Below are 11,816 nucleotides of genomic sequence, written 5' to 3'. Positions count from 1 at the left end.
AAGTGCTGGCATTTATCTAGCTATTACCTATCTGGCCGCTAGCTACTTTTGCCTGTCCTCTTTCGCGCTCACTGCACTCTTCTTGCTATCGGCAATTGCCTGCGCTACTGACTTGGGTATTTCTGTGCTTGAACTGGTGGCATAAAATGGCCATGGTCGCGAAGCCGGGCATTTATATTCTATCGTTTTCTTATCTTCAGCCAGGCGCCAGGCAATTTTGGTCTTGGCTGACAAGCCCCTGCAATCTCCGACTGGATTCAGCACCTCTGCAGCCACGATCTCGCCTTCATACCTGAAGGGATAGGTAAATCGTTCAATGGCAGCGGCAAAGAACCACAGCGTTGCCATCAACAACCAGATTCTGACAAATAAAACGAGATCCGAAATTTTCATGGGGCAGCTTAAGCAGGCAAATTTGGCATGGAGCGCGAACCAGGATTGGTGCGCGCGCAACTAATCCAGAACTCATTTCATGAATAGGATGAGATGCTTTCTGGATAAAACAGATTATCTGTCTTCCCCATTTTCCTTACAAGCAGGCTACTACCCAGATACAACATCAGGCTACAGTAATATGGTGCCTGCCAGAGCCGGCTTACTTCATCGACAACGCGGCACCTTTTGCCAATGATTTGACTGGTGGTTCAGTAACTGAAGACATCAGCATTTTTGAAGGCGTAAATGGCATATCCATCTTGCCGCCCTTGTCGAGTTTGCCCAGCCCCTCTTTCAACACTCCGGAAGACATGACAGACTCTGCCAATTTCTCCACCCCTTTTTCCAACACTTTTTGACCTACATATTTTGCGGCCATGCTGGCCAGAATTGGCAATGCCATACATCCTCCTTATAAAAGCGCCTGAAGAACACTTGAAAATTAGCGCTAAAAATGAAACCCGACTCAACTGCGTACAAAAAAATAGCTTCAGGCGCGTATCGATTCGCGCCGGCCCAGTGCAGCCCCGTACAATAAACCTTCCAGCCTGAAATAAGTCTGGGTCTCGCGCACCATGGGTGCGTCTGCCGTTGACTTTGCAATCACATGCAAAAGGCGCGCTATAAATCCAGGCTCGGGCAAATGCCCAGGGTCTGACTGCTTGAAGAACGCAGCATCCACCATGGAAAATAATTGCATTTCATCCTGGTTCAGAAACGCATCACTGCTGGTGATCACTGCAAAAAAAGCTGCCAGAATCCTGCAAAGCGAGTAGCTGCAAGTATTTTCATTCGCCTCTGCGACTTTGGCAAACAGATGGACAAAGACTTTAAGGCCAGCACCATCCTTATTGCGCAGGAAAGCCAGCAAAGCAGCCTGGTAAGCTTCACGCGACAAACCATGGCTGACATTTTGCACACTCTTGCACAGGCCATCTTCAATGTCCCAAAACACAAACGGGGCAAAGAAATTGCCGCAAGCAGGTGGCAAACGCCCAGAGACATCCGACAGCAACAATGCCTCTTCATAAAAATACAGAGTAGGCCCGGCACCAAAGCGAATGGCGTCCTTCAGATATGAGTTCAGAATTGTCATCGCTCGCTTGAAAGCCCGCACTTCCCGCGTCCCTAATATGGCTTGTGAAAATGTGTGCTGGATTTCTTTGGCAAATACCGTAGGTGCCACAAATCCGGCGACCCGCAGCATATCTGTCGCATAAGATAAACCTGAATACACTAAAGGGTCTGGTGTACCGGCATTATTCGAAATGATCCGTCCCACATCACCGAGTGCAGCGACCGCACTTTCAGTGGCGAGGGAAGAAACCATATCAAGTTCATGCCGCCACATCAGTCTCAACCTTTTCAGTCATTTAAAAATACGGCAATAAAACCAGCCACTCCAGGCTCATGAATATCGCATCTGATATTGTCACTCAGAAAGAAACCCTGACACCAAGCCCTCTTCCAGCATCACATGTACTAAAAGTACTACATCAAGCCAATGATTATACAAACAAAAGTAACAAAATCAAGAATAATATATTTGCAAACAATTCTAATTATTACTCCCCCTTTGTCCCTGAATAATCAGCCAATAGGCGCAAAAAGAATCAATGGAAATTAAAAACTTGCTTGAAATATGCAGAGTATTACTAAATAATAGTCAATAAACTTAAGAAAAATGCTGATGATCGGCGTACGGTTGCGTACGGCTGCACTCAGCGTCAAGCAAGAAAACGCTGCGCAAATGCTGAACAGGCAGTCTGCGCCCCTTCAAACCAAGCAGGCCGCAGACATAATGAAAAATTCCAGCCAAGCAAGAACAAGTACAAACTTAGTCAGACCTGGTGACACTGAGCGAGCGCCTGACCTTAAAGACCCAAATATCACACCAGGCAGCATACTCGACATGGATGCTGATGGTCGCCGCGATACCAAGGAAATGAGTCTGCACGCCTTGTGGCATTTGCGGCATGGCGATGCCATGATCAATGGGCAAGTCGCCCACCCCACGCAAAATTGCGTGCTGGCGCTACCAGAATTGCTGCCAAGCACCAATATTCCCGCCATGCCCGCACCAGTGTCAACGCCATGTAAGGATATGTGCGCGCCAACTCCGTATGAAGATGAAGAATAAATGGCGTTTTTCTGCATTGATATCCGGCATGAATGGGCCTGAAGCAATAGAATAAGCTTTCGTCAGCTGCCTCCCCATAAACAAGGATATGAATGAACGAGCAATACAATGAAGAGAGCATGCCATGCCCGGTATGCCGCGAAACCATTAAAGTTGGCGCCTTAAAATGCCGCTTCTGCAATTCCAACCTGAAAACGGCTGCGGTCGATCAAGAGGCAGAGACAGAACATGTTCTGTATTCAGGACACCCGGCAGTTATCTATAGCGCCTGGCAATGGCTGGCCGTGATCTGCACCCTAGGTATTGCCTTTATTTATTACTGGATGGAGAGTATCTCAGTCACTTACCAGATCACTACTCAGCGTATCAAGATAGAGCATGGCGTATTGTCTAAATTAATGGAAAGCGTGGAGCTGTTCACGATAGAACATTTTGATGTCTATAAGCCTCTGGGCATGCGCCTGGCAGGTTATAGCAGCATCAGGCTCAGGTCATCCGATGCCAGCTCGCCGGTCATCGGCATCTATGGCATTGATGACCTGGAAAAACTGGCCGATCAGTTGCGTGAATGCTCGCTGCGCGAACGCAGCAGGCGCAAAATCACTTCGATTATCCAGACCTGATACCTGCTCAAAATGCCGATGGCTTGCCGGCATTTTTTGTATAAAACTCTTTCACCTGACTCAGCAAGGCGGCTTCAACCGCCTGGTTGTCGGCATACTCTTGCGGCAGGATCAGGGCGCGGTTGAACAAGATGAACACAGGCACGGAGTAAACCCCATATTGCCTGGTCAGCATCTCTGCACGGTCCACATCTGCCTTTATTTCAGCACTCTTGATGGTAGTGACGAATTCAGCCACCGGCACAGCCTCTTTTTGCAAAAAACTGCGGATAGAGTCAGGGTCACCCGCATTCAGGCTTTTGTCCTGGATGGCGATAAACAGCTTGGCACGCAATTGATGCTCCAGCCCCATTCTGCGCAGCGTATAAAAGATAGCCGCCTCTCTTTCACCTACCTTGCTGTCACTACGCCAGTTGGCAGAAAAAACTGCCGGTATCTGTTCGAACGAATAGATACCTTGCTGAAACAGCACAGATTGCTTGGACTGCCAACTATTGACGCTGGGCTCAACAGCACGGCAATGCGGGCAGGTGTACATAAAGAATTCGAGGATCTTTTTATCTTCAGGTTGAGCTACCATCGCCGCCTGCATCAATTCCTTGGATTTACCGGTATCTGTACAGGCATACATCAGGCCTGTCATCAGAAAAATTCCAGAAATTTTAAGAAAAATATTCCACATAGTCTTGTTTTGCATCTGTAAATCCAAATTTCACTGTAATTTCAATATTGCATTGCGTATCAATACAAATTTGATGAATAAATGAAATAGTAATGCATTTTCCGGTCTGTTATTCTTTTTCAATAGCGATTTATTTTGTATTTATATTGAGTTAAACTCTGATAATTAAATGAAAATAATCATTTGGGTATGTTGATGTGAGTATGTTGTGTGCGCACCTGCCAGCCAGGATTGCGCACTCACCGTACTCATCTTGGCACCGGCACACAATCCATCATGCCGGTGAGCCACCTGGCTGAACTATGTAAAAGAACAAACGAGGTCACGAATGGAGTATTGGAAACTGGCCCGATGGCCGCATTGGGCTTCAGGCTTTTTCGCCCTGTTGGGTATTTTCTATGCAAAAAAACTGTTTAATGCCAATTATCTGGCGATCTCTTTCTGGTTCTTTTTTCCCTTTCTGCTGGCTGGCATCGCTTCAGAATTATTGATCACTGCCATCAGCCTGAAAAAAAATGTCCGGCTGTTGTCCGATACCGAAAGACGACTGTCCCGGCATTTTGACTGGAAAGTCATTGCGAGTCTGGCTGTCGTACTGTTTGTCACAGCCACCGTCCTGTCCAGCTTATATACGAAGGGCATACATAGCAGCTGGTTCGTGATGGCCATGGCCGTCCTCGCTCTGTTGTACGGCCTGGTATTGCGCCAGGTCTGGCTGGTCGATGTACTGAGCTTCCCGCTGTTTTATCTGATCCCTGCCGTTGCCGGCACACTGGATACCATGCTGCCCCTGTTTGCAACGCAAATCGTGCTGGTCTATATGTTTGGCGTGATGGTGTATGCAGTGAGGCTAACTTCGATGCTGGAAGTCTCCACAATTACCAATGAAGACCATAGCTACACAATGGCAGGCGGCATCTATGACCGCCACCTGATGGCTTATCTGCTGGGCCTGAGCGGGGCCACCTTTGCACTAACTATGGCATATCACCTGATAGAGCAAGCCAGCAGAATGGGGCGCGCTTCGCTGGTCATCATCCCACTGATGATATACGTGATCACCCATGTGACACAGCATTACCGGGTGTATGTGAAGGGCCAGGGTCCCGAGAAAAACTTCCGCGAAGTAGTGTGGAATCTACGTGTCAAGCTGTGTAGCTGCAGTGCGCTGGTTTTACTCGCTATCGCGGTTAACTGGGGTATCTGATGGCTTCCAAAGCACGTGTCAGCCTGGTATTGCTGAGCTATCTTTTGCTAGGCGGGCTACTGTTGGCAATGCCGGTCTTATTGCTGATCGTAAAAAACATTGCGTATCGTTTTGAAATACTGGCTGGCTTTTACGTTTTGCTTTTTTTTGCATTCGTGATCAGAAACTTCATGCTGGGTGGCGGCCTGGATTTGCGTCTGACTACCCAAGTCAATGATGCCTATGGTGCCAGCCTGAAAAATAAGCCAGACTGGTTTATAGATTTGCAATGCATGAGTTTGCTGCGGGTCTTTGGTGTATGGCTGGTTTTTCCAGCAGCATGGTCATCAAAAATTATTCAACAGGCAGATTTATTCCTGGCCTATGAGCTGAGCCTGGATGCATGGATAGCGACAGTCCCGGCGACAGGCCAGACAAGCGAAGAAGGAGAAGTATCGTGAGTTACGCACTTTTGCTACACACGCTGGAACAAAAGCGTGATGAAGATGGTCACGCGGGCTGCTACCGGGACGACGCCATCAGGGCATTGGCACAGGATGATATCTCATCCATGTTGCACAAAGAACGGGGCATGGATATCAGGAAGGAAGGCACAATGGCGAAGAACCGGCTGGAAGAATTGAACCAACTTTTGCAATCAGGTGGCAAACCTGATTTCTCCGCTTCGGATGCTGCCTGCAGCCCTCAGTCATTTGACGTCAAGTATGCCGGGGCAGTGGAACGTTGCAATCTTTTCCTGATACAAAAACAATTGACCAGCCTTAATACCCAGGCTGCCCGCGTCGATATGGCAGCCAGATTGACAGGCCTCGATACCAAAAATATCAAGACTGAGTCGCTGCAACTGCCGGAAAACCAGATGTTCGTCAAGGAATTGGATACCTTCCGCAAACTGAGTATCAATATCGCTGGTTTGCTGGCTTTTGATATTTCACGTCAGGAACGCTCAGAGCATCTGCAAAAGAACATACAGCAAATCGGTGTCAAAGCCAGAGAAATACTGAATGCCCTCTCCCCTATCCATCATGACTTGAAACTGGAAACAGAGGAAGCAAAACAGTCCAATACAGGAATCAGAAATGGAAATTGAAAATGCGTGCTTTTACCTGATCAAGGACAAGGGTAGTGAAAAAATCGTGTTCACGCTGTCAGATGGGGTCAAGGACAGATTGTGCTTTATCGAGCATATGAGTGCCGGCCTGGAAGAGTCTTTTGACCCGGCCACATCCACTGTCATCAAACGCATAGGGAACGCTACAGAAATATGGGATGACGAATTCTCAGCAAAAGTATTAAGCATACTCGTCAACGATGGTCTGGAATTAGACACGCTAGAATCCCTGCAACTGGTACAACAAATACGTCAACAAGCACTGGCTTTGAGTGACTTGAATGGCATACGGGGCCTGGTCACCCAATTGCACGAAGAACGCCGGGAAATTGAAGCCTCGCGCAGTAATCTATGGCGCAGCTTTGCGCATCGCTCCGCTATCTGAAGTACATAAAAAGCACATAAAAAAAAGCACCGCATTATTTTATTTTGCGGTGCTTTTTTTTGTCTATGTCCTGCTTAGTCGGTAACGATAATCAGGCGCCCCAGCAACCTTGATTCCACCTGACGGATACGCTTGCCAGTAGCAATTTCAATTTCACGCAAGGCACCATCAAAAGTGCCAAAGAAGGTACCACCCATCTTGATGTCCTGATCCTTGGTCTGGTAAGACAGCGAGTAACCATTCTTTGATGCCAGGCGCAACAGCGCATTGCGCAAGGTCTTGTCATTCAATGAAATTTCCCATTTGGTGCGCGAAGCCTCCTGCACTTCCACATTCGCCTGCACCGGGAAAGAGATCACACTGCTGTTAGCCGATGTCGTCGCCACCTCTGTGATGACATTATTATCGACTGCTGATGAAGTAGCTTGTGCCTCTGCGGCAGCAAACCTGGTCTTGGTGATCGTTGGCCTGAGCTCGTCTCCACTGGCAACTGCAGCAGGCAGGTCCATTCTGCTCATTCTATAGCCGCCCGCAGCAGGCCGCGGGAAACGGTAATCAGCGCGTATCATTTTGCCTGCAGAGGCGGGCTTGGCATCACCTTCTTCAAAGCTGATAGGTTGCGCCACTGGCTTGGCGGTAGTCGCATCCTGAGGCGCAGATGAAGGTTCTGGTTTGACCTGCTTGCTGCGGGCATTCAACTGTTCGAGCTTTTCGCGATACTGTGTTTCCAGTGCTTCGAGCTGGGCCATTTTTGCTTTGGTCGCCTGCTCCACGCGCTGGCTGATCATGTTGTCTATCGTATCATCAGACACTTTGACACCAACATTGGTGTTGCCGCGATTGTCACCGACTTCGCCCAGTGCACGCACGGGCACATCCACGCTCGCAATCGGTACGGTGCGCGCTTCTGTAATCGCAGCGTGTGCAGGTTGCAGACGCAAGGCGATCAGAGGCTCAGGGGTCTCAAATTGCTGCCTGACTGTCACATGGCGCAATATGCTCTTGTCCTTACTCTGACTAAACAACTGAGATGCATAGCTACGGTTGGACATAGGCGCCAGAGTGATTTCACGGCTTTCCCAGTTGATATCGGCAATCAGCTTGTGCTTGAGTAGCACACCATCGAGTGCAATCACCCAGGTCTGGGCGCTGTTCCACTCTATTTTGTTCCTGAGATTCACGCCTTTCAGCGCGAACACGCGCCAACCCTGGCTTTCTGGTACGATGCCGCGCAAGCCTGTGAGCATATCCACGCCCTTGTTGGCAGCCACCGGTATCATCACCATCTCCATGTCGATGCGGCCATGGTGCAGAGTATTGGCGGTTGCGCCTACTACCTGCTCTTCACGGACATCAACGACTTTTCTCTGCGCACCAGATATCTGATAGACATAAGGTGTATTGGAATTGCTGACAACCTCAAAACCTGCCATGGCGGCAGGCGCATAGGCCGCAAATCCAGTGGCAAAAATACTGGAAACCAGAATACTCAATAAATTGCGTGGATATTTCATCAGTAAATACTCCAGTAGCGCAACGCTACAAAAATTAAATTCTCAGTTCGTGCTAAAACCTTGCCATCGCCAGGATGAGGATCGACACTGGCGATGAAGGTGAGCATCACTAGTGGACTGTAACAGTGAAATCGAGAGTGAAGGACATGTGCCCGGCGCATCAGGGCAAGATGCAAAACACAGCGATAGCGGGGCTACCGCGAGTATTTGCAACGCAGCCATGATCGTCGCGCACATGGCAGGCACTCCGATTTTCACTGTTACAGTTCACTAGCTACGGTAACGTTTCATCTCGTTCCAGTTCTTTGCATAACGGACCTTGCCACCAATAAAGCAGCGCACCAGACGAAACACCACCATCGGCGAATACTTGAAACGCTCCAGCACTGTCAGTGCCACAATCACGGCGATAGCCATCACAAAGGTGAACATATTGGCGTGCAATAACCAGAACACCAGTGGAAATACCGCCACATAGTTAATCCCCAGGAAGCGCAACTCCCTGGCCGAGTCACGCCAGATTACTTTCGAGGTACCGTCATCTATATTATTTGCCATCTCAACTCCTTATCACGGTCATTCACTGCCCAGCATGCGTTCTGCCTGGCTGGCACTGACTTCATATTTTTTGTATTCAATCTCGGAAATCATGCCTTCACGGTAGTAACGTCTGGCCTCATCCACCAGCAACTGCTTTCTTTCCTTGACGATGGAGTGCGTCAGGAAAGGCAGCATATTCACGTCAGCACCTACCTGTTCTATCAGACGGGTTTTCACGTCATCGTCAAACACCAGGTACTCACGCAAGGCGATACGCTTGAAATTGCCGTCATCATTTTTTTCTGTCGAAGCAACCAGGCGCTGGGTAAGAATCACCTTGGTGGTATCGATCAGATCGACCATCTTGGATACCCGCTCTTCATGCGGGAACACATTCACCATGCGCTTCCAGGTCTGTCCTACCGAGTTGGTATGCAGGGTGGAATACACAGCCTTGCCCACCTGCGCTGCCATGATCCCGGCATTGATGGTTTCATGATCACGCATTTCGCCGACCATGAGGATATTCGGATCACGCCGCACTGCATTACGGATAAATTCTGAAAATGACTTCAGGTGGCGGCCTATCTCGTGCTGGGCCACCATCGATGAATAGCGTTTGCATTTATCAAAGACAAATTCAATAGGATCTTCGCCCGTCAATATGCGTTTGTTTGATTCCGGCTGCTCCAGAATGTAGCGAATGACCGCCGCCAGCAAGGTAGTCTTGCCTGAACCGGTTTCACCCGTCACCAGCACCAGGCCAATTTCGGGGAACAGTTGCTCCATCAGCTCGGGAGGCAACTTCATGGTAGAAATTTCTGGCGGGTTTTCCTGCAAAGGGCGCATGACAATTTCTACACCTGGCCCTGAAGGTGAGAGGCAACCGGTAGCATTCATACGAAAGCGTACGGATACGCCACGCTGCCCTTCCAGCTTCAGTTCATATGCGTAGTCAATCGCTTCGCCACTACCAAGTTTGGACGGGCCATTGGTGCCATAGACCTCAGTGACGATGGTATTGAGTTCACTGGTTTCCAAACTGCGCTTGGTGAGCTTGAAGATGGGCTTGCCTACCCTGACCTTGACCGGGTCACCCGTCTTCAAATAAATATCAGATACGCCTATGTCCAGGCAATGCTGGAGTAATCTGCGAAAAGAGTTTTGCTCAAAGGTATTAGGTACATCCTTGAATGCATAACGTGCTTCGACCGCCTCGCGATCGAAATTGACATCCTGATTTTTTGCTGGCTTGGGAGCAAGTGCAATGGGCTGTACAAGCGCGGACATAATTAACTCGCTATCAAAAGCTGGGGAACAACATCCAGTCGTTAGAATTCAAATTGAATTCAGGGCGCTCGGTAATCGTCAGCGTAATATCATCAATCGATATGCCGGTCTTGCCATTGCCAGTGACGCCCAGGCGATTGCGCGAGACAAAGGGTTTCGTCACCAGGTTTTGCAACAACAGATACTGGTAGCGCTGCATGCCGGAAAAATCTTCATTCAGCATTGCCAGATTTTGCCGGTAAATCGCATTTGCCTGATCGACACCCTTGTCCCAGCCCTCTGCCAGTGCCTGGTTCCAGACCCGCTTTTCTTCGTCACTTTTAGGGAACAGGCTGGGGTGCACATCATTGCCTGGCGTACCAGCATCAAACACCAGATAATTTTCCCAGATAGGAATGGTGGTGATCAGGCGTGCCTGCTTTTTAATGCGGAAGCTGGCCTTGGAATAACGCAGCACATCACCCTGGCCATCTTTGTCGCTCAACAGATTTTTTGCACCCAGTATGACTGGCGGCTGCATGACACAGTTTTCATTCGGACGTTCAGCAATCAGTTTTTGCGAATAGCGGTTTTTTTCTTCCTTGCCGCAATCCAGCATCAGTGGTGCAAAATTGAATATCCTGTCCATCTCTGAACGGTGGCGGTACAAAAATTCCTTGATCAGGATAGACCTGGCAACCAGACCATTGCGTATGCCCAGGGCATAGGCAGCTTCGCGCACGGCTGCTACACGCAGGTCGCGGATATCACTACCCTTGAATGGATCATCTTCACTACGCTTGGCCTTGGCGATATTTTCTGCAGAAAAATCATCCAGTGTTGGCGCGGCAGATTCTCTGGCCGTGTTGCTGGCATTCAGATTCACGGTGACAGGCTCGCCTTTGCTATCGTAGGCAAATGCAGAAGCGCCACATAGCGCAAACAAGGATACAGCAGCAATTTGACTTAATTTGAACATACAAGACCCGTTATCAATATTAGTCAGAAAAGCGAACCAGCACTTTTCTTCTTGCTTCATCGACCACGATATCTGCACGTGAACCTGCCTGCAAACCGGCATCGCGCAAGATGGAAGCGATGGATTGTTCCCTGGCATTGATTTTCACCATGACAGGTATGGCAGGCACACTGCCTTCGGGCTGCATGTATTCATAGCCAGAGCGTATTGCCATCTGACGCGCGACTTCCTGGATCGGGCCAGCCTCCCAGACAAAGCTGATTTTCGCAGTCATGCCATAAGGTTCTTTGGTATTCGCCGCCTTATCCATTTTCACTTGCTGTGCGGGCGAGAGCTGGGCTTTTTCAACTGCAGCGCGGGTATTGCTCGCTTCTGCCAGCAATTGCGAATTGCGCTCTATAGCATCTGCGGTTGATAACAATTGCTGCTGCAAAGTTACTGTCTCTGACAAACGCGATTTCTGGTCCTCTGCCACCTTGGGATTTCTCGTCTGGCAGCCAGCCAGGGTTGCAGAAACAACTAACAAGCTAACAGCAAATTTGATCTGGTTCATGGATGAAGTCTCTGAGTTGCAAGCGCGCATTCAGCGCGCAACATGTAAAGCCCTGGTGGTACAGGATTTTCATCAGCATCAGTCTGGCATGCTATTGGAAAAACCTGTTTATTTCCATTTCTATGAATGAAAATCAAAATAATACGAAAACTTTAAGACAATGATAGCATAAAATATTTGCAGATTTTATCCAAATTACAGCGCTGAAACAGAGTATTTTTCAAGGCACGGCAGATTCTGATTTTCTTGCAACAGAGCGCGCATTTACCCTGCGCGGGCTGCGAGATTCAGGCAGACCCAGACATGTATTGCTTGCAGGAAAAATTAAGAGCAAAGCATGATTGGATTTACTGGCGACAAACAGTGCCATCGGAGGAG

Annotated in this window: 17 protein-coding genes; 8 read left to right on the top strand and 9 right to left on the bottom strand. The window is 48.8% G+C overall.

Translation table 11 applies throughout. The features are described 5' to 3' along the window. Positions 1-42 precede the first annotated feature (42 nt). From ACO0LI_RS06175 to ACO0LI_RS06165, 3 genes are all read right to left on the bottom strand, one after another. Entirely contained in the window at positions 43-393 is a 351-nt protein-coding gene (locus ACO0LI_RS06175; RefSeq protein ID WP_423031683.1) for a hypothetical protein, read from the bottom strand. A 202-nt stretch (positions 394-595) separates the two neighbouring features. Then, a complete protein-coding gene (locus ACO0LI_RS06170) occupies positions 596-838 on the bottom strand; it encodes a hypothetical protein (protein WP_422950185.1) in 243 nt (80 codons plus the stop codon). A gap of 87 nt (positions 839-925) precedes the next feature. After that, positions 926-1,765, bottom strand: a complete 840-nt coding sequence (locus ACO0LI_RS06165; protein WP_423031681.1) for a hypothetical protein — start codon at positions 1,763-1,765, stop codon at positions 926-928. 80 nt (positions 1,766-1,845) lie between these two features. On the opposite strand from ACO0LI_RS06165, the gene ACO0LI_RS06160 reads away from it, so the two are divergent. From ACO0LI_RS06160 to ACO0LI_RS06150, 3 genes are all read left to right on the top strand, one after another. Continuing rightward, positions 1,846-2,025, top strand: a complete 180-nt coding sequence (locus tag ACO0LI_RS06160) for a hypothetical protein (RefSeq protein WP_423031679.1) — start codon at positions 1,846-1,848, stop codon at positions 2,023-2,025. 211 nt (positions 2,026-2,236) lie between these two features. After that, entirely contained in the window at positions 2,237-2,575 is a 339-nt protein-coding gene (locus ACO0LI_RS06155; protein ID WP_423031677.1) for a hypothetical protein, read from the top strand. Between the two features lie 92 nt (positions 2,576-2,667). Further along, complete coding sequence (locus ACO0LI_RS06150; RefSeq protein ID WP_422950182.1) at positions 2,668-3,198, top strand: PH domain-containing protein; 531 nt, start codon at positions 2,668-2,670, stop codon at positions 3,196-3,198. 7 nt (positions 3,199-3,205) lie between these two features. Here ACO0LI_RS06150 and ACO0LI_RS06145 read toward each other — a convergent pair whose 3' ends face one another. After that, positions 3,206-3,841, bottom strand: a complete 636-nt coding sequence (locus tag ACO0LI_RS06145; protein WP_422950181.1) for a thiol:disulfide interchange protein DsbA/DsbL — start codon at positions 3,839-3,841, stop codon at positions 3,206-3,208. Positions 3,842-4,208: 367 nt separating this feature from the next. On the opposite strand from ACO0LI_RS06145, the gene ACO0LI_RS06140 reads away from it, so the two are divergent. Genes ACO0LI_RS06140 through ACO0LI_RS06125 form a run of 4 tightly spaced genes read left to right on the top strand, consistent with a single transcriptional unit; the run spans position 4,209 to position 6,583 of the window. Beyond that, on the top strand, positions 4,209-5,087 hold the full coding sequence (locus ACO0LI_RS06140) for a hypothetical protein (protein WP_422950180.1): 879 nt from the start codon (positions 4,209-4,211) through the stop codon (positions 5,085-5,087). Next, positions 5,087-5,527 (top strand): hypothetical protein, encoded by a 441-nt coding sequence (locus tag ACO0LI_RS06135; protein ID WP_423031675.1) that lies wholly within the window; start codon positions 5,087-5,089, stop codon positions 5,525-5,527. The genes ACO0LI_RS06140 and ACO0LI_RS06135 overlap by 1 nt, the downstream gene beginning before the upstream one ends. Continuing rightward, positions 5,524-6,177 (top strand): hypothetical protein, encoded by a 654-nt coding sequence (locus ACO0LI_RS06130; RefSeq protein ID WP_423031673.1) that lies wholly within the window; start codon positions 5,524-5,526, stop codon positions 6,175-6,177. The genes ACO0LI_RS06135 and ACO0LI_RS06130 overlap by 4 nt, the downstream gene beginning before the upstream one ends. Further along, positions 6,167-6,583 (top strand): hypothetical protein, encoded by a 417-nt coding sequence (locus ACO0LI_RS06125; RefSeq protein WP_423031671.1) that lies wholly within the window; start codon positions 6,167-6,169, stop codon positions 6,581-6,583. The genes ACO0LI_RS06130 and ACO0LI_RS06125 overlap by 11 nt, the downstream gene beginning before the upstream one ends. A 74-nt stretch (positions 6,584-6,657) precedes the next feature. Here ACO0LI_RS06125 and ACO0LI_RS06120 read toward each other — a convergent pair whose 3' ends face one another. The 5 genes from ACO0LI_RS06120 to ACO0LI_RS06100 all read right to left on the bottom strand — a co-directional run bounded on the left by ACO0LI_RS06120 (position 6,658) and on the right by ACO0LI_RS06100 (position 11,438). Then, positions 6,658-8,097, bottom strand: coding sequence for a hypothetical protein (locus ACO0LI_RS06120; RefSeq protein WP_423031669.1), 1,440 nt, complete (start codon positions 8,095-8,097; stop codon positions 6,658-6,660). Positions 8,098-8,367: 270 nt separating this feature from the next. Beyond that, positions 8,368-8,655, bottom strand: a complete 288-nt coding sequence (gene icmT, locus ACO0LI_RS06115) for an IcmT/TraK family protein (protein WP_423031667.1) — start codon at positions 8,653-8,655, stop codon at positions 8,368-8,370. Positions 8,656-8,673: 18 nt separating this feature from the next. Continuing rightward, positions 8,674-9,927 (bottom strand): type IV pilus twitching motility protein PilT, encoded by a 1,254-nt coding sequence (locus ACO0LI_RS06110; RefSeq protein WP_422976557.1) that lies wholly within the window; start codon positions 9,925-9,927, stop codon positions 8,674-8,676. Positions 9,928-9,940: 13 nt separating this feature from the next. Further along, positions 9,941-10,885: a type IV secretory system conjugative DNA transfer family protein gene (locus tag ACO0LI_RS06105; RefSeq protein ID WP_422950173.1), complete on the bottom strand. Its 945-nt coding sequence runs from the start codon at positions 10,883-10,885 to the stop codon at positions 9,941-9,943. Between the two features lie 19 nt (positions 10,886-10,904). Continuing rightward, on the bottom strand, positions 10,905-11,438 hold the full coding sequence (locus ACO0LI_RS06100) for a DotD/TraH family lipoprotein (RefSeq protein WP_423031666.1): 534 nt from the start codon (positions 11,436-11,438) through the stop codon (positions 10,905-10,907). Here ACO0LI_RS06100 and ACO0LI_RS06095 point away from each other — a divergent pair. Beyond that, entirely contained in the window at positions 11,437-11,568 is a 132-nt protein-coding gene (locus ACO0LI_RS06095) for a hypothetical protein (protein WP_423031664.1), read from the top strand. The two genes, ACO0LI_RS06100 and ACO0LI_RS06095, sit on opposite strands and share 2 nt — an antisense overlap. Positions 11,569-11,816: the final 248 nt, after the last annotated feature.

Source organism: Undibacterium sp. Tian12W (assembly GCF_049339405.1).
GTDB lineage: Bacteria > Pseudomonadota > Gammaproteobacteria > Burkholderiales > Burkholderiaceae_D > Undibacterium.
This window is presented reverse-complemented; position numbering and strand designations above follow the sequence as displayed.

Coding starts and splice junctions, on each gene's coding strand:
- ACO0LI_RS06125 (WP_423031671.1), top strand. CDS start 6,167: ATGGAAATTGAAAATGCGTGCTTTTACCTGATCAAGGACAAGGGTAGT.
- ACO0LI_RS06105 (WP_422950173.1), bottom strand. CDS start 10,885: ATGTTCAAATTAAGTCAAATTGCTGCTGTATCCTTGTTTGCGCTATGT.
- ACO0LI_RS06150 (WP_422950182.1), top strand. CDS start 2,668: ATGAACGAGCAATACAATGAAGAGAGCATGCCATGCCCGGTATGCCGC.
- ACO0LI_RS06175 (WP_423031683.1), bottom strand. CDS start 393: ATGAAAATTTCGGATCTCGTTTTATTTGTCAGAATCTGGTTGTTGATG.
- ACO0LI_RS06170 (WP_422950185.1), bottom strand. CDS start 838: ATGGCATTGCCAATTCTGGCCAGCATGGCCGCAAAATATGTAGGTCAA.
- ACO0LI_RS06165 (WP_423031681.1), bottom strand. CDS start 1,765: ATGGTTTCTTCCCTCGCCACTGAAAGTGCGGTCGCTGCACTCGGTGAT.
- ACO0LI_RS06140 (WP_422950180.1), top strand. CDS start 4,209: ATGGAGTATTGGAAACTGGCCCGATGGCCGCATTGGGCTTCAGGCTTT.
- ACO0LI_RS06155 (WP_423031677.1), top strand. CDS start 2,237: ATGAAAAATTCCAGCCAAGCAAGAACAAGTACAAACTTAGTCAGACCT.
- icmT (WP_423031667.1), bottom strand. CDS start 8,655: ATGGCAAATAATATAGATGACGGTACCTCGAAAGTAATCTGGCGTGAC.
- ACO0LI_RS06135 (WP_423031675.1), top strand. CDS start 5,087: ATGGCTTCCAAAGCACGTGTCAGCCTGGTATTGCTGAGCTATCTTTTG.
- ACO0LI_RS06110 (WP_422976557.1), bottom strand. CDS start 9,927: ATGTCCGCGCTTGTACAGCCCATTGCACTTGCTCCCAAGCCAGCAAAA.
- ACO0LI_RS06145 (WP_422950181.1), bottom strand. CDS start 3,841: ATGACAGGCCTGATGTATGCCTGTACAGATACCGGTAAATCCAAGGAA.
- ACO0LI_RS06120 (WP_423031669.1), bottom strand. CDS start 8,097: ATGAAATATCCACGCAATTTATTGAGTATTCTGGTTTCCAGTATTTTT.
- ACO0LI_RS06095 (WP_423031664.1), top strand. CDS start 11,437: ATGGATGAAGTCTCTGAGTTGCAAGCGCGCATTCAGCGCGCAACATGT.
- ACO0LI_RS06100 (WP_423031666.1), bottom strand. CDS start 11,438: ATGAACCAGATCAAATTTGCTGTTAGCTTGTTAGTTGTTTCTGCAACC.
- ACO0LI_RS06160 (WP_423031679.1), top strand. CDS start 1,846: ATGAATATCGCATCTGATATTGTCACTCAGAAAGAAACCCTGACACCA.